General features: G+C 58.1%; 13 protein-coding genes. 9 read left to right on the forward strand and 4 right to left on the reverse strand.

Annotation, left to right across the window (positions count from 1 at the left end; genetic code table 11):
* Positions 1 to 151: 151 nt before the first annotated feature.
* The 3 genes from NQF87_RS06405 to NQF87_RS06415 are packed head-to-tail and all read left to right on the forward strand — an operon-like array spanning position 152 to position 3798.
* Positions 152 to 1318: a phosphoserine transaminase gene (locus NQF87_RS06405; protein ID WP_266127570.1), complete on the forward strand. Its 1167-nt coding sequence runs from the start codon at positions 152 to 154 to the stop codon at positions 1316 to 1318.
* Positions 1315 to 2460: an ATP phosphoribosyltransferase regulatory subunit gene (locus NQF87_RS06410; RefSeq protein ID WP_266127571.1), complete on the forward strand. Its 1146-nt coding sequence runs from the start codon at positions 1315 to 1317 to the stop codon at positions 2458 to 2460. Before NQF87_RS06405 ends, NQF87_RS06410 begins: the two co-directional genes overlap by 4 nt.
* Before the next feature lie 48 nt (positions 2461 to 2508).
* Positions 2509 to 3798: an adenylosuccinate synthase gene (locus NQF87_RS06415; protein ID WP_266127572.1), complete on the forward strand. Its 1290-nt coding sequence runs from the start codon at positions 2509 to 2511 to the stop codon at positions 3796 to 3798.
* 498 nt (positions 3799 to 4296) lie between these two features.
* Here the strand turns inward: NQF87_RS06415 and ftsY are convergent, their stop codons facing one another.
* From ftsY to dapF, 3 genes are read right to left on the reverse strand one after another with little or no spacing between them, the layout of a single operon-like run.
* Positions 4297 to 5211: a signal recognition particle-docking protein FtsY gene (ftsY, locus tag NQF87_RS06420; protein ID WP_266127573.1), complete on the reverse strand. Its 915-nt coding sequence runs from the start codon at positions 5209 to 5211 to the stop codon at positions 4297 to 4299.
* A gap of 44 nt (positions 5212 to 5255) precedes the next feature.
* Positions 5256 to 6470, reverse strand: a complete 1215-nt coding sequence (locus NQF87_RS06425; protein ID WP_266127574.1) for a MiaB/RimO family radical SAM methylthiotransferase — start codon at positions 6468 to 6470, stop codon at positions 5256 to 5258.
* Entirely contained in the window at positions 6467 to 7276 is an 810-nt protein-coding gene (dapF, locus tag NQF87_RS06430; RefSeq protein WP_266127575.1) for a diaminopimelate epimerase, read from the reverse strand. Before dapF ends, NQF87_RS06425 begins: the two co-directional genes overlap by 4 nt.
* Positions 7277 to 7653: 377 nt before the next feature.
* Here dapF and NQF87_RS06435 point away from each other — a divergent pair, with 377 nt between their 5' ends.
* The 4 genes from NQF87_RS06435 (at position 7654) to NQF87_RS06450 (ending at position 11970) form a co-directional block, all read left to right on the forward strand.
* Entirely contained in the window at positions 7654 to 8457 is an 804-nt protein-coding gene (locus tag NQF87_RS06435; protein WP_266127576.1) for a reverse transcriptase domain-containing protein, read from the forward strand.
* Positions 8458 to 8522: 65 nt separating this feature from the next.
* Positions 8523 to 9293 (forward strand): hypothetical protein, encoded by a 771-nt coding sequence (locus NQF87_RS06440; RefSeq protein WP_266127577.1) that lies wholly within the window; start codon positions 8523 to 8525, stop codon positions 9291 to 9293.
* A 97-nt stretch (positions 9294 to 9390) separates the two neighbouring features.
* Positions 9391 to 10026 carry a class I SAM-dependent methyltransferase gene (locus NQF87_RS06445; protein ID WP_266127578.1) on the forward strand — a complete coding sequence of 212 codons (636 nt, stop codon included), beginning with the start codon at positions 9391 to 9393 and terminating at the stop codon, positions 10024 to 10026.
* A gap of 132 nt (positions 10027 to 10158) precedes the next feature.
* Positions 10159 to 11970, forward strand: coding sequence for a DEAD/DEAH box helicase (locus tag NQF87_RS06450; RefSeq protein ID WP_266127612.1), 1812 nt, complete (start codon positions 10159 to 10161; stop codon positions 11968 to 11970).
* A gap of 33 nt (positions 11971 to 12003) precedes the next feature.
* Here NQF87_RS06450 and NQF87_RS06455 read toward each other — a convergent pair whose 3' ends face one another.
* The gene (locus NQF87_RS06455; RefSeq protein ID WP_266127579.1) at positions 12004 to 12765 is read right to left on the reverse strand and encodes an SDR family NAD(P)-dependent oxidoreductase; all 762 of its coding nucleotides are present in this window, start codon (positions 12763 to 12765) and stop codon (positions 12004 to 12006) included.
* Between the two features lie 83 nt (positions 12766 to 12848).
* On the opposite strand from NQF87_RS06455, the gene NQF87_RS06460 reads away from it, so the two are divergent.
* Both NQF87_RS06460 and clpB read left to right on the forward strand, forming a co-directional pair.
* Positions 12849 to 13457 carry a YqgE/AlgH family protein gene (locus NQF87_RS06460; protein ID WP_266127580.1) on the forward strand — a complete coding sequence of 203 codons (609 nt, stop codon included), beginning with the start codon at positions 12849 to 12851 and terminating at the stop codon, positions 13455 to 13457.
* 234 nt (positions 13458 to 13691) lie between these two features.
* Entirely contained in the window at positions 13692 to 16292 is a 2601-nt protein-coding gene (clpB, locus tag NQF87_RS06465) for an ATP-dependent chaperone ClpB (RefSeq protein ID WP_266127581.1), read from the forward strand.
* Positions 16293 to 16417 lie beyond the last annotated feature (125 nt).

Genomic DNA, 16417 nt, shown 5'->3' on the forward strand with positions numbered 1-16417 from the left:
GCAGCCGCGGGCTGGCTTGACCCCTCCTGATGCCTGTGACACCTAGGAAAAAAGTAAACGTTCTGTCGTGAGGTCCCGCCTGGTCCCTGCCTGCATGGCCGGAATGGGGCAGGGTCCCTGCGCTTTCTGAATCATGGATGACCTGCCAATCATGACCGCAGCCAAGCCTTCGCATCGTCCCCAGCGACCCTATTTTTCATCTGGTCCGTGCGTCAAACGTCCGGGCTGGACACCGGAGGCGTTGAAAGGGGCTTTTCTGGGGCGGTCCCACCGTGCTGCGGAAGGCCGGGCACGGCTCAACGAGGTCATCACCCGCTCTGCTGCCCTGCTGGGTGTGCCGGAAGACTGGCAGGTCGGTATCGTTCCAGCGTCTGACACGGGAGCGGTGGAGATGATCCTCTGGGCACTGGCGGGCCAGCGGGGCATGGATGTTCTTTCCTTTGAAAGTTTTTCCGGCACATGGGCGCAGGACCTGAAAGACATCCTGAAGCTGGAAGATTTGCGTGTTCTGGAGGCTCCTTATGGCGAGCTGCCCGACATGGCGCAGATCGACTGGTCCCGTGATGTGGTGCTGACATGGAATGGCACGACCTCAGGCGTCTGCATTCCGTCCGTGGAGAGTGTACCAGCACAGCATGACGGTCTCGTGATCTGCGACGCCACCTCTGCTGCCTTTGCGATGGACCTGCCGTGGGACCGGCTGGATGTCGTCACATGGTCCTGGCAGAAGGCTCTTGGTGGTGAGGCTGCGCATGGCATGGTGGCTCTCAGCCCGAAGGCCGTCAGGCGGCTGGAAGAAGGAAGCCAGCGGCCCCTTCCCAAGATTTTCCGTCTGACAAGCAGGAACGGGCTGAATGAAGCCATTTTCCGGGGTGATACCATCAACACGCCGTCCATGCTGTGCGTGGAGGATGCGCTGGATGGTCTTCGCTGGGCTGAATCCGTGGGTGGGCTGGAGGCTCTTAAGGCCCGTTCCCGTCGGAATCTCTCCATCGTGGAAAGTTGGGTGGCCAAGCGGGACTGGGTGGCCTTCCTGAGTGAAAAGAAGGAGACACGGTCCTGCACGTCCATCTGCCTGAAGATCACGGCCCCGTGGTTCGAAGCACTGGATGATGCGGAACGCTCCAAGGTCATCAAGGCCATGACGGGTCTGCTGGAGGAAGAGAAGGCCGGGTATGATCTGGCAGGCTATCGAGATGCGCCTGCGGGCCTGCGTATCTGGGGTGGTGCCACGGTGGAGGCCGAAGACATCGAGGCCCTGCTGCCCTGGTTGGACTGGGCTTTCGCCCGCATTGAAGAAAAGTTTGCGACGTCATGATCAACGGCCTAGAGACATCCAGCCCGGCCCTTCTGCCCATGGGGTTCGTGGACCTGCTCCCTGCCGAGGCGGAGGCGGAAGCTCGTGGCCTTGCTGAGGTGATGGAGGTGTTTTCATGCCATGGCTACGAGCGTGTCCGCCCGCCCCTGCTGGAGTTTGAAGGGTCCCTGCTGAGTGGGGCCGGGGAGGCTCTGGCGGAGCAGAGTTTCCGTCTTCTGGACCCATCTTCCCATCGCATGATGGCCCTGCGGCCGGACATGACAACCCAGATCGCCCGTATCGCCGCCGTGCGGATGCAGGACTGTCCCCGCCCGCTGCGTCTTTCCTATGCGGGGGACTGTGTCGTGATCGGCACGCTGGGCCGTGAAGGACAGCGGCAGATAGCACAGGCTGGCATCGAGCTGATTGGCCCGGACAGGGCCGAAGCGGATGCCGAGGTGATCGCTCTCGGGGCCGAGGCTCTTGCCCGTCTGGGCATTGCCAACGTGTCTTTTGACCTTTCCATGCCTGTCATGGTCTGGAGCCTGATTGACGGCAGTTTCTCCGGCATCGAGCGCGAGAGCATCATTCATGCGCTGGATCGTCGTGATGCGTCTGCCGTGCGGGAACATGGTGGTGCGTGGGCGGAACTGCTGCTGGGCATGATGGAAGCGGTCGGTCCGGCATCTGCTGCTCTGGAGAAGCTGGAGAAACTGGCCTTCCCGGACATGCTCAGGCCGCACGTGGAACGGCTGGAAGCTGATGTGGTTGCCATTCTGGCCCGTCTGCCGGGTGCTCGTCTGACGGTGGACCCGGTGGATTTCCGGGGCTGGCGGTATCATACGGGCGTATGCATCACCGTCTTTGCCATGCATTCCCGTGAGGAGCTGGGGCGTGGTGGCCGTTATCTGGCTGGGGACGAGCCTGCCTGCGGGCTGACCCTCAACCCTCATGCCTTTCTGAGGGTGGCGGAGAAGCCGAAACGGCGGAAACGCTGCCTCGTGCCTTCCATCATGGCAGTAGAGGACTTGTCCAGTCTGCATGAGGCAGGCTATGCCACGATCGCATCGCTTGGGGAGTCCGGCGATATGGAGCAGGAGGCGCACCATCTGCGGTGCAGCCATATCTGGAAAGATGGAAAGCCTGTTGCGCTGGCACGCTGAAGTGCCGACAGGGTCCGCCATTGTGAGACGTTAAGGGAAGACATTCTTATGGCCAATGTTACCGTAATCGGAACCCAGTGGGGCGATGAGGGTAAAGGCAAGATTGTGGACTGGCTGGCCAGCCGGGCCGATATCGTTGTCCGCTTTCAGGGTGGGCATAATGCCGGCCATACGCTGGTCGTGAATGATCAGGTCTATAAACTCTCCCTGCTTCCTTCCGGCCTGGTTGGCGGGAAGATCGGCGTCATCGGCAATGGTGTCGTGGTGGACCCCAGGGCACTGATGAGCGAGATTGACCGTGTAACCGAGCAGGGTCTTACCGTCACGCCGGAAACGCTCTGGATCGCCGAAACGGCTCCGCTCATCCTGCCGGTACATGGTGCGCTGGACCGTGCCCGTGAACTGGCCCGTGGCAACCACAAGATCGGCACGACAGGCCGTGGCATCGGCCCGGCCTATGAGGACAAGGTGGCCCGCCGTGCCATCCGTATCTGTGATCTGTCCGAACCTGAAACGCTGGACTGGAAGATTGGTGAGCTGCTGCTCCATCACAACACGCTTCTGGCCGGTCTGGGGGCAGAGACCTTCACCAAGGAAGAAATTCTGGCCTTCCTGAAGGAGATCACCCCCCGTCTTCTGCCCTATGCCTGCTGTGCCTGGGACCGTCTGGCTGAAGCCGACCGTGCGGGCAAGCGCATTCTCTTTGAGGGCGCACAGGCCGTCATGCTGGATGTGGACCACGGGACCTATCCGTTCGTGACCAGCTCCAATACGGTGGCAGCCATTGCGGCTTCCGGCAGCGGCATGAGTCCGAAGTCCGTCGGCTTCGTGCTGGGTATTGCCAAGGCTTATACGACCCGTGTCGGTGAAGGCCCGTTCCCCTCCGAGCTGTTTGATGAAGTCGGGAAGGGCATGGCCGAGCGTGGGCGTGAGTTCGGTACCGTAACGGGCCGTCCCCGCCGCTGCGGCTGGTTTGATGCCGCCATGGTCCGTCGTGCCGTGCGGGTCGGTGGTGTCAGCGGTGTGGCCCTGACGAAGCTGGATATTCTGGATGGCATGAAGGAAGTGTCCATCTGCGTCGGTTACGAGCTGGATGGCCAGAAGATTGACAGTTTCCCGTCCGCACCGGGGGCGCAGGCCCGTGTGAAGCCCATTCTGGAGACCATGCCGGGCTGGAGTGAAACGACCGGCGGTGCCCGTTCTTGGGCGGAGCTGCCGGCTCAGGCCATCAAATATGTCCGCCGCATTGAAGAGCTGATCGGCATGCCGGTGACGCTGCTCTCCACCAGTCCGGAGCGTGAAGATACCATTCTTGTGACGGACCCGTTCGAAGGCTGAACGGGTCTTGAGGCATGACAAGTCCAGTTTAAGTCATGTCTGCTGCCGGATTATGGATGTTTTACGGAGAGGAATTCTGTTTTTTTAAAGACGCTGCATGAAAACGGGGAGAATTACATTCCCTACTATTCAGCTTTTTCGAATGGCAGGCACGGCAAGGCGAAGACGGTCCTGATTATTTTTGATGATAAAGGGCATGTCTGGCATCACACGTTCTCCATGTCCAAGATTGCGACCCATAATGGGGTGGCTGACTAAGCCTCTCCGGGAAGAGGGATAAAAAAAGGGGGGTACCCATATGATGGGCACCCCCTTTTCGATTTCATGTTCCGAAACTCAGGCCTTGTTGTCAGGGAACAGCCTGTCCAGAAGCTTCTTCAGTACCTTCCCGACAACAACGGTCATGACGGTTTCAACAGCGAATCTCAAAAGTGCCCTGAACATAAAAATCGCCTCCTTCTAGGCATGTGTCTGCTTGTACGTGCGGACGGCGATAGGTTACTCCGCTTTGGTGTCGCCGACCAGCCCACGGGCATAGTCTTCGGCAGAGAAGGGCCGCAAATCTTCGGCCTGTTCGCCAACGCCCACGAGATGGACGGGGAGTTTGAACTGCTCGGCCAGAGCCACCACGATTCCGCCACGGGCGGACCCATCCAGCTTGGTCACGACCAGCCCGCTGACATTCACAAGCTCACGGAAGACCCGTACCTGCTCGATGGCATTCTGCCCGGTCGTGGCATCCAGCACCAGCAGGACGCTATGGGGCGCAGAAGGATCGAATTTCTGCATGACACGGATGATCTTGGCCAGCTCGTCCATCAGGGCCTGCTGGTTATGTAGGCGGCCTGCCGTATCCACGAGGAGCAGATCGGCTTTTTCCTCCGTGGCCCGTTTCAGCCCGTCATAGGCCAGTCCGGCGGCATCGCCACCCGGTTTGCCCGCAATGACAGGGGAGCCGGTGCGCTCCCCCCATATCTGGAGCTGTTCGACTGCCGCCGCCCGGAAGGTGTCACCCGCCACCATCATGACGGACTTGCCCTGCTGGTGGTAATGATGGGCCATCTTGCCGATGGTCGTGGTCTTGCCCACACCATTGACGCCGACCACGAGGACGACATGGGGTTTTCTGCTGTCGTCAAGCGTGAAAGGCTGGGCCACGGGGTTCAGCACACGGGAAATTTCCGTGGCCAGTGTCTGGCGGATTTCTTCCGGGGTGATGTTTTCCCCGAAGCTTTTCTCACGGAACTGCTCGATGATCCGTCCTGCCACGGCGGGGCCGAGATCAGCAGCGATCAGTTCATCTTCAAGTTCTTCAAGCGTTTCATCATCAAGTTGCCGTTTGACAAACACCGCATTGAGGCGTGCGCTTGAACGGGACAGACCCTGTTTGAGTCGAGAAAAAAATCCAGCCATGGCTGTCGAATTGGTGCGAGAAAGGGGGAGCCGTCAAGCCCTGTTCAGGGGATTTCTGCCGTGAGCATCCCGTCCTGCACACCGGTGATGCGGATGCGCTCCAGCCGGCCACGGTGGGATGACTGTGTTTCAGAAAGGGTGAAGGCGGCAAATTCGGGTGTATGGCCGGTTGTTGGACTTTCCATGAGGACGGTTTTTTCCTGCCCGACAAAGCGGCCGAGAAACTGGTCCCGCATGGTCTGGCCGAGTGCCCGCAGTCTGGCAGCACGTTCCTGCCGTATGGCTTTCGGCATGGCGGGCATACGGGCAGCTGGTGTTCCGGGCCGCTCGCTGTAGGGAAAGACATGCAGGAATGGAATGGCCTGTTCTTCCAGAAAATTGTGTGTTTCCTGGAAGAGGGTTTCCGTCTCGGTCGGGAAACCGGCAATCACGTCGGCTCCGAAGCCGGTATCAGGGCGCAGGCGGCGGACCTGCGCCATCAGTCCGGCAACGTCAGACGTGCTGTGGCGGCGTTTCATGCGTTTGAGGATGAGGTCCGAACCGGCCTGAAGGGACAGATGCAGATGCGGCATGAAGCGGGGTTCATCAGCAATCAGGTCCCATAAGGCTCTGTCACCCGTATCTGGCGTGAGAATCATGGGGTCGATGGAGGAGAGGCGCAGGCGGGTAATCTCCGGCACTTCATCTAGAAGATGGCGGCAGAGCTGTCCCAGCCCCATGTCTTTCCGCTGCCATGAGGCAATGTCCACACCCGTCAGGACAAGTTCACAATGACCGGCTTCCGTGAGGGCGCGGGCCTTGGGGATGATTTCTTCAGGAGGCATGGAGGTGGAGTGCCCTCTGCCCGCCGGAATGACGCAGAAGGTGCAGTCATTGTCGCAGCCCTGCTGGACTTGAAGAAGGGCACGAATATGACGGGAGGGCGGCGGGGCATGGCCTGCCTTTTCGGGCAGCCCCCATGTGGATGGGCGTGTCTTCTCCGTGTTGGGGATGACCCGGCTGACACCGGGCAGGGCGGCCCATGCGTCTGCGGCCCGTTCGGAGGCGCAGCCTGTCACGATGATGCGGGCTGTGGGGTTTTCCCGGTGTACACGGCGGATGGTCTGGCGGGCCTGCCGTTCCGCCTCCGCCGTTACCGTGCAGGTGTTGACGATGATGGTCTTCCCGTCCTGCGTCTGCCCCTGACGGGCCAGATGTTCCATCGCATCGCTCTCATGGGCGTTCAGACGGCAGCCGAAGGTGAGAAGGGTGACGCTCATGGTGTGGGCGTCTGTCCGTCTTCCAGCCAGTCCTTGTCCAGCGTGCCGGTGAAGACGGTCTGTGCCGGGCCGATCATCAGGACGGAATCATCATCCTGCCATGTGATGGCCAGAGACCCGCATTCCATGGTGACACGGCATGTCCGTTCCACCAGCCCCCGCCGGACGGCGTTGACGACGGCCGCACAGGCTCCGGAGCCGCAGGCGAGTGTCAGCCCGGCTCCCCGTTCCCAGACCCGCAGGAGAATATGGGTGGGGGACAGAATCTCCGCAAAGCCGACATTGCCCCGGTCCGGGAAGAGCGGGTCCAGCTCCAGCTCAGGCCCCATGCTGGCGGCGTCCTCGATGGAGCGGAACAGTGTCAGATGGGGGTTGCCCATGGAGCAGGCCGCACCGTCATGGAGAGGCAGATGGGCCGTGTCGCATTCATGGGCGAGCGGAATGCTCTGCCAGTCCAGACGGGGCGTGCCCATGAGGACGGAGATCAGACCATCTTCCTGTGACGTGGGAAGCAGGCCACTCTGTGTCTGGAGTGTGGGGTTGCCCCCCAGAAGGGCAGCGACGCAGCGTGAGGCATTGCCGCAGGCTCCTGATTCCGAGCCGTCCGGGTTGAAGAAACGGACCAGCACGTCGGCTCCGTCCTGTGTCGGTGCCGAGAGTGTGACGAGCTGGTCGCAGCCGACACCGGTACGGCGGTTGCAGAGGCGGCTGATGAGAGCAGTGGACAGGGAAAGTGGTCTGTCCCTACCATCCAGAATGATGAAATCATTCCCCAGCCCGTGCATTTTTGTGAAGGAAACGCTCATGATGCCTCCATCGATTGAAAGTTTAAAGGGTATAGATCGTGCTGCTGCGTAGCATGATATTTTTTCTTGTAAACTTTTTAGAGGTGTTATTGTGAGCAGATCGTTTTGAGTGTACTAGAGAGGAGGGGCTTACAGACAGAATTGTTGTCCGGATTCGAGACATATTTTTGAATGCTAGGGGGGATTTGCTTTCCAGATTTTGCCTAGCAGAATAACTGTAGTCGATGGTTATCAAGGGTAATTCTAATTACTGTTGGCCACCGCATAAGAGTGTCTGTAAGTCTCTTTTTGAGTTGATTATGTCTTACTTAAGCAGATTGAGGAAGATTACCTCGAGAGAGGAGCTGGCTGGGCTCCTAGGGTATGATGCAAGGGGCATGAAAGCGATTGTCTATGGTTTGGACATCGCAAAGAAATATAGCACATTTTACGTACCTAAGAAGTCCGGTGGACAGCGGGAGATTAAGGCTCCTACACCGAAACTCAAGAAATTGCAGTCGCACCTTGCCCGTATTCTTTGTGAGTGTTTAGAGGAGATTGATCGAGAGAGGGAAGGGGCTTGTCTTTCTTTTGGGGTTAAGAGAGGGAGTTCTGTTATAAAGAATGCTGCACAGCATAAAGGGAGGAGATGGGTATTTAATTTCGATTTAGAGAATTTTTTTCCCGCATTTAATTATGGCAGGGTGAGGGGTTTTTTCTTGAAGGATAAGAAGTTTACTCTGCATCCGGTTGTTGCAACGACAATAGCGCAGATTGCCTGTGATGGGGAGGCGTTACCGCAGGGTAGTCCTTGTTCGCCTGTGATCGCTGAGTTGGTGGCTCAAATTTTGGATGCAAGGCTTGTTCGATTAGTTAAAAAATATGGCGTGAGATACACACGCTACGTGGACGATATCACTTTTTCTACCAATCAAAAAGACTTTCCTGCGGATTTAGCGCTAGTTGATCCCGGGAATCCTTCTAGGTGGCTTATTGGAAATGCTACAATGAGCGCTGTGGAAGGGGCGGGTTTTTCAATTAATAAATTTAAGACTAGAATGAGTTTTCGTGATAGAAGACAAATGGTAACGGGGTTTGTTGTAAATAAAAAAGTTAATATACGTAGTGATTATTATCGCAGATCTCGTGCAATGTGTGATAGATTATTTAAAATCGGCACTTTTATAAGTGTTCTTCCTTAGAGGGTAGTAAGGAAGAAACGGGTAATCTTGATTCGCTCCAGGGTATATTGGCTCATATTTACAAGTTGAAAAGTTTAGAAGGGAACAGTGATAGTTCTTCTCAAATAGCTCAAAAGAGGTATCCGAGTGCTATCCGGAAACTTTTCAAGAAATTTCTTTTTTATAGATATTGTGTTGCGTTGCAGAGGCCTTTGATTATTCCTGAAGGAAAAACAGATTCTGTTTATTTGCGTGAAGCAGTTAAAAAGAGGGTAGATCACTATCCAGTTTTAGGAGGTTTTGAGGGCGGGAATTTTAAACATGGTGTAAATTATTTTAATTATGACAGTAAGTTAGTTCATGAGGTGATGGATATGCGAGGTGGTACAGCTGACTTAAGTTCATTTATGAGAAGTTATGTGGAGCATTCAAAAAATTTTATACACAAGCCGATGAAATATCCGGTAATTTTAGTCGTGGATAATGATGATGGGTTGAAGAAATTAAAAGATACGGTTAGAAAATATTTTCGTGTACAATTAGACATTAACACTAAGGAATCTTTCTATCATTTGTGTGAAAATCTTTATCTGGTAAAAACTCCGGAAGATGGTGGTGAGACCTATATAGAGGATCTTTTCCCAGAGAAATGGTGCAATTATGAACTTAATGGAAAGCGTTTAGATACATCTAACAGCAAGATTGATGTTTCTAAGTTTTATGGTAAGGCATATTTCGCCAATTATGTTGTCAAACCTAATGCAAGTAAGATTGATTTTTCTGGGTTTGATTCTTTATTGGATCGCATTTCTCTAGCAATCATAGAGTATAGTAAAAAAGATAAGATATGTGAATAAAATCCGGCACGTCTTTCCGGGCAGGAAAGCCATTGTTCATGGTTCTGCACACCCTATATTAGGGGCCGGCACAAGGGACAGCAGAGAAGGGGATGGTGTGCAGGGCCTACACGAAAAAGCATTCACACAGGCATCATCGGAGCCGGATGAGGCCTTCTGGGGACGGCAGGAGCTGGATTCCCTGATGGATATGGGTGCCCGCACAGCCATTACGGCTCTTTATCGCACGGCCCTGCCGGTAGGGGGACGCACTCTGGACCTGATGTGCGGGGCCATGAGCCATCTGCCGGAAGACGCCACGTTTCAGGAATTCATCGGGCTGGATGTCAGTAGGGCGGCTCTCAGGGCCAATCAGGCATTGAGCAGTCTTGTGGAACAGGACCTCAACATGACGCCGGTTCTGCCCTTTGATGATGCAAGTTTCGACGGTACCCTGCTCTGTGACGGTCTGGCCTATCTGACAAAGCCCCAGCAGGTGGTCGAAGAGCTGTTCCGTGTCCTGCGCCCCGGTGCGCCCCTGATTGTCAGTTTTTCGGACAAGTTTGTGCCTGCCAAGGCCGTGGCCATCTGGCAGGCTCTGGAGCCGGAAGACCGGGTGCGTTTTACCAGTGCCCTCATGCAGCGGGCCGGTTTCGGGGAGCTGGATACAGGCGAGGTCGTCCCGCCGGAGGACCTGACGGCCTGGCAGGATACGGTCCGGGCTGTCATTGGCCGCCGTCCTGTGGCAGGTTGACCCACAATCCCGCTTTTCAATCTGGTGGTGGATCGTCTCTGGCCTTGCAGGTCATAAAGGGGTATTTACCGCTTTTCTGGCTGCCACAATCTGGTTCGTGGCAGCATGTGTATGACCGAGTGTTCGTTGACGATGCCTTTTCCCGATACCCATTCCGCCCTGACCCGTGCTTTGGCCGAGCGTGGCTATGAACAGCCGACCCCCGTGCAGGAGGCGGTACTGGAGCCGGGGCTGGAAGGACGTGACCTGCTCGTCTCTGCACAGACGGGTTCCGGCAAGACGGTGGCATTCGGTCTGGCCTTTGCCTCCGACCTGCTGACGGACGGGGACATGATGGCCCCGACCCGCTCCCCGCTCGCACTGGTGATCGCTCCGACCCGTGAGCTTGCCATGCAGGTACAGACGGAACTTTCATGGCTCTATGCCGGGACAGGTGCCCGGATCGCCAGCTGCATCGGCGGGACGGATGCCCGCCGTGAGGCCCGTTCTCTGGAGCGTGGTGCCCATATCGTGGTCGGTACGCCGGGTCGTCTGTGTGACCATCTTTCCCGTGGCAAGCTGGACCTGAGAGACTTGCGTGTCGTCGTGCTGGACGAAGCTGACGAGATGCTGGACATGGGATTCCGCGAGGAGCTGGAGCAGCTTCTGGATGCCTCCCCGCAGGAACGCCGTACGCTGCTCTTCTCGGCCACGATCGCCCGTGAGATTGCGTCCCTGGCACGGCGTTATCAGAAAGACGCCAAACGGATTGATACGGTTTCCGGCCAGAAACAGCATGCGGACATTACTCACCGCTGCGTGGTGACGGCCCCGCAGGAAGTGGAGCGGTCCCTCGTCAATGTGCTGCGTTATTACGAAAGCCAGACGGCGATGGTGTTCTGCAACACCCGCCTGCTGGTGAATCAGGTGCAGGCCGCTCTGCTGGAGCGGGGTTTTGCTTCTGTCGCTATTTCCGGCGAAATGGGCCAGAATGAGCGTTCCCGTGCCATCGAGAGCCTGCGCTCTGGGGCGGCTCGTGTCTGCGTGGCCACGGATGTTGCCGCCCGTGGTATCGATGTTCCGGCCCTTGGGCTGGTGGTCCATGCCAGCGTGCCGTCTTCTTCCGATACGTTCCTGCATCGTTCCGGCCGTACGGGCCGTGCGGGGCGCAAGGGGGTGAGCGTGCTGATGGTGCCCTTCAACCAGCGGCGCAAGGCGGAGCGTGTTCTGGCGCAGGCCCGTGTGAAAGCGGACTGGGAGCCGGTACCGACTGCCGAGGCCATTGCAGAGCAGGATGCACAGCGTCTGCTGGAAGACCCGATCCTGACCGGGGACGCCTCCGTTGCGGTCCCGGAAGAAATCGTGGCAAAGCTGACGGAGCGTTTTGATGCCACGCAGCTGGCCCGTGCGCTGGTGGGCTTCCACAAGGCGCATCTGCCCCGTGTGGAGGATATCCGTCCCGTCTCCGTGGAGCCACCGGCCCGTGGTGCCGCCCGTGAAGGCGGGCGTGGGTATGAGATGTCCGGTTCGTGGTTCCGCCTTGGGGTAGGCCGCAGTGAAAAGGCTGATCCGAAATGGCTGATTCCGCTCATCTGCCGTCTTGGTGGCGTGCAGAAGCGGGACATTGGCAATATCTGCATCCAGCAGGATGATACGCTTTTCCAGATTTCTGATGAGAAGCTGGACCGTTTCAATGCCTGCCGTGCAGGGGCAGAGCAGGATGAGGTAACCATTGAACCGGCCGAGGCTCCTGCCGGTGGAAGTGCGCCCCGTCGTGGTCGTGGTGGTCCGTCAGGTCCCCGCCGTTTTGGTGCGCCGAAGGGGCGTTTTGGTGGCGGCCCCGGTGGTGGTCCCCGTCGTGAGGGGCGTGAAGGCCGGGAGGGGGGCCGTGGTGGTCCGTCCTCCTTCAAGCGTCGTTCCGGCCCGGCCCGCAGCGGTGAGAAGTCCACCCGCCGCCGCAGCTGAAGCTGAAAGAACGTTCAGAGAAAAAGGAGGGGTTCACCCCTCCTTTTTCATGACGGCCAGCCCGCCGGACGCCTGACAGACAGGCATGATCTCCAGATGGTTCACGTTCATGTGGGCAGGCAGGCCGATCAGCCATGAGACGGTTTCTGCAATGTCCGCAGGCATGAGCGGGGTGGTGTTTTCATAGACGGCCCGTGCCCTGGCATCATCACGCAGTCGCACGTTGCTGAACTCGCTGCCGCCCACGAGGCCGGGTTCAATGGTCGTGACACGCAGGGGGGTGCCCAGCAGGTCCGTCCGCAGATTCTTCATGAACTGGGCGACGAAGGCTTTCGTGGCCCCATAGACGTTCCCGCCCCGGTAGGCATAGTGGCCTGCCGTACTGCCGATGGAGAGGATGTACCCACGGTTCCGCGCGATCATGCCGGGGAGCAGGGCGTGGGTGATTTCCACCAGACCGGAGATGTTGGTGTCAATCATCGTTTCCCAGTCATCCACGCTGGAGTCCTGTGCGGGTGTGACACCCAGGGCCAGTCCGGCATTGTTGATGAGCACGTCAATGTCCCGCCAGTTTTCCGGCAGGTTCCGGGGCAGGGCACGCAGGGCGTCCCGGTCGCTCATGTCCAGCGTGAGGGGGAGGAGGCTGTCGCCAAGTTCTTCATGCAGGCTGGCCAGCCGCTCACTCCGGCGGCCCGTGGCGATGACACGGTGTCCTTCCCGGACCAGCCTGGTGGCAATGTTTTTGCCGAAACCGGATGTGGTCCCCGTAACAAGGATGGTCTGAGGCTGTATCATCGTGGGAACTCCGTGTATGGGGAATGAAAAACAGGGCGTTCTTCTGTTATGCTGAAGATATGTTCTCTTTGTAAGAGGTGTTCATGCCGATTCTTGAGTCGATCGAGACGTTGACGGGCCGTTTGCTGGTGGCAACTCCCGTTCTTGCGGGAACGGAGTTTGCACAGACGGTCATCTATCTCTGTGCCCATTCTGCCAAGGATGGAGCCATGGGGATGATCGTCAACCGTCGGTTGACCCATCCGGATATCAGCGAGCTCCTGCGACAGCTGGAGGTTTCCCCTAATCCGCCGCAGCGTCTTTTTGGTGTTGGTGTTGGTGGGCCGGTGGAGCCGGGACGCGGGTTCGTCCTGCACTCTCCAGAAAGAGGGGGCATCGGGCGTGGTCGGTCGGGCAATTGCCTAACGGTCCTGCCGGAGGAGCAGCCTATGGCGGAGGTCAGTGCCAGTGTCGACATGATCCGGGAGCTGGCCGCAGGGCGGGGGCCACGTCAGGCCATGCTGCTGCTGGGTCATTCATCATGGGCTGCCGGCCAGCTGGAAGAAGAGATTCTTCATGGCAATGCCTGGTATGTCGTCCCGGCGAATGAGGAGATCATTTTCGGGGCTGATCCCTCCACGAAGTGGCAGCGTGCCCTGGCGAGTGTAGGGCTGGAACCTTCTTCACTCTCTGCGGCGGTGGGCGAGGCATAAGCTCCCTGCGGGGCTGCCTTTCTCTTGTCTCTCCTCTTTTTTCGTCTCACACTCTGCCTGTCTGAAGGGGGCTGGAAGGCCCTTGTGGACGGGCTTTTTTGCGCATGAATCCGGAAACGCCCTCTTGAAACCGGTGTGATTGTGCCTAAATTTTAAGCACGGTCTGTCGCCATATCGGGGCGGGCCGAACATTCATCGCTGCCAGAGCTGGGGCGAGAAGGAGAGGCGAACATCATGGATATTCAGAAATTTACGGAACGCAGTCAGGGTTTCATTCAGGCTGCCCAGACCATTGCACTGCGTGACTACCACCAGCAGCTGACGCCGGAGCATTTGCTCAAGGCCCTGCTGGATGATGAGCAGGGGGCCGCTGCGGGGCTGATCCGTGCTGCCGGGGGTGACCCGAAAATCGTCCGGCAGGCTAATGATGCGGCACTGGCCAAGTTGCCAGCCGTGCAGGGGAGTGGGGCTTCCCAGCCTCAGCCGACGCCGGATTTCGTGCGGGTGCTGGACGGTGCGGAGGCCGCTGCCAAAGCTGCTGGTGACAGTTTTGTCGCACAGGATCGTCTGCTGGCAGGGATTGCCGCCAGCAAGACGCCGGCTGGGGATGCGTTGCGTCAGGGCAAGGCATCTGCCCAGGCCCTGGAGGGTGCGATCGCTGCCGTACGCAAGGGGCGGACCGTGGATTCGGCTTCTGCTGAAAATAATTTCGATGCGCTGAAGAAATATGCCCGTGATGTGACGGCTCAGGCGCAGGAAGGCAAGCTGGATCCGGTCATCGGGCGTGATGAGGAAATCCGCCGGGCCATTCAGGTTCTGGCACGCCGCAGCAAGAACAATCCGGTCCTGATCGGTGAGCCCGGTGTCGGCAAGACAGCCATCGTGGAGGGTCTGGCACTGCGTATCGTCAATGGCGATGTGCCGGAGGCTCTGCGGAACAAGAAGCTGCTTTCCCTCGACATGGGGGCACTGATCGCCGGTGCGAAATATCAGGGTGAGTTTGAGGAACGCCTGAAGGCTGTTCTCAAGGAGATTGAGAGTGCCGAGGGGCAGATCATTCTCTTCATTGATGAGATGCATACACTCGTCGGGGCAGGCCGTTCCAGCGGGGCGATGGATGCGTCCAATCTCATCAAGCCGGAACTGGCCCGTGGCGTGCTGCACTGCCTTGGTGCCACGACTCTGGATGAGTACCGCAAATATATCGAGAAGGATGCCGCTCTGGCCCGCCGTTTTCAGCCGGTCTTTGTGGGTGAGCCGTCCGTTGCGGATACGATCTCCATTCTGCGTGGAATCAAGGAGAAGTACGAGCTGCATCATGGGGTGCGGATCACCGATAATGCGTTGGTTTCCGCAGCGACCCTGTCCAACCGGTACATCACGGACCGCTTTCTGCCGGACAAGGCCATCGACCTGATTGACGAGGCGGCCAGTCGCCTGCGTATGCAGATCGACAGCAAGCCGGAGGCTCTGGATGAGCTGGACCGCCGCATCATCCAGCTGAAGATCGAGCGTGAGGCCATCCGCAAGGAGGATGACACGGCTTCCCGTGAGCGTCTGGAAGCTCTGGAGGCAGAGCTGGCCGACCTTCAGGAGAAGTCCGATGCGATGAGTGCAGCCTGGCATGCGGAGAAAGACCGCATGAATGCCGTGCAGAAATACAAGGAAGACCTCGACCATGCCCGGTCCGAGGTCGAGGTGGCACAGCGTCAGGGGAATCTTCAGCGGGCATCCGAGCTGATGTACAGCCGTATTCCGGAGCTGGAACGCCAGATCGAGCAGGCCCAGCAGGAGGAGGCTCAGTCTGATGGCAATGCGCTGTTTGCTGATACTGTGACGGATCAGGGAATTGCCGCTGTCGTGTCCCGCTGGACGGGTGTGCCGGTGGACCGGATGCTGGAGGGTGAACGCTCCAAGCTCATGCGGATGGAGTCCGTCCTGCGCGAGCGTGTCGTGGGGCAGGAGTCGGCTCTGGTGGCCGTGTCCAATGCTGTGCGTCGTGCCCGTGCCGGGTTGCAGGACCCCAATCGCCCGATTGGTTCCTTCCTGTTCCTTGGCCCGACCGGTGTGGGCAAGACTGAGCTTGCCAAGACGCTGGCGCAGTTCCTCTTTGATGATGAACGTGCCCTGTTGCGGATCGACATGAGTGAGTTCATGGAGAAGCATTCCGTCTCCCGTCTGATCGGTGCTCCTCCGGGTTATGTCGGTTATGATGAAGGCGGTGTGCTGACCGAGGCCGTGCGGCGTCGTCCTTATCAGGTCATCCTGTTTGATGAGGTAGAGAAGGCACATGAGGATGTCTTCAACATTCTCCTTCAGGTGCTGGATGATGGCCGCCTGACGGATGGTCAGGGTCGTGTGGTGGATTTCCGCAATACGATCATCGTGCTGACCAGCAATCTCGGTTCCGAGATTCTGGCTCATCAGAAGGATGGCGAATCTACTGAAACCGTACGGAATGAGGTGATGGAGGTTGTCCGGGCGCATTTCCGGCCCGAGTTCCTGAACCGTCTGGACGAGATCATTCTCTTCTCCCGCCTCCAGCGGGCGGATATGGGGCAGATCGTGGAAATCCAGCTGGGCCGTCTGCGGCATCTGCTGGAGGATCGCAAGATCACCCTGTCTCTCGATGAGAAGGCACGGGAGTGGATGGCCGAGGCCGGGTATGATCCGGTTTATGGTGCCCGTCCCCTGAAGAGGGTGATCCAGCGTGAGCTGCAGAACCCGCTGGCGGGCCTTCTGCTGGAGGGGACCATCCATGATGGGGATGAGATAACGGTTTCGGCCAATAAGGATGGGCTGCTCATAAATGGACAGTCCACTGCCGGGAACTGAGTGAATCGATAAAGAGACCGGCCCCCCTTGGAAAGGGGGCCGGTTTTTTTATGTCTGGAATCAGGCCGATTCCTGTTTGTGGGAATCGCGGGGGTGATTCGTCTGGGGGATGTGGTTTATTGTTA

The sequence above is a fragment of the Bombella dulcis genome (genome assembly GCF_026385505.1).
GTDB classification, from domain to species: Bacteria; Pseudomonadota; Alphaproteobacteria; order Acetobacterales; family Acetobacteraceae; genus Bombella; species Bombella dulcis.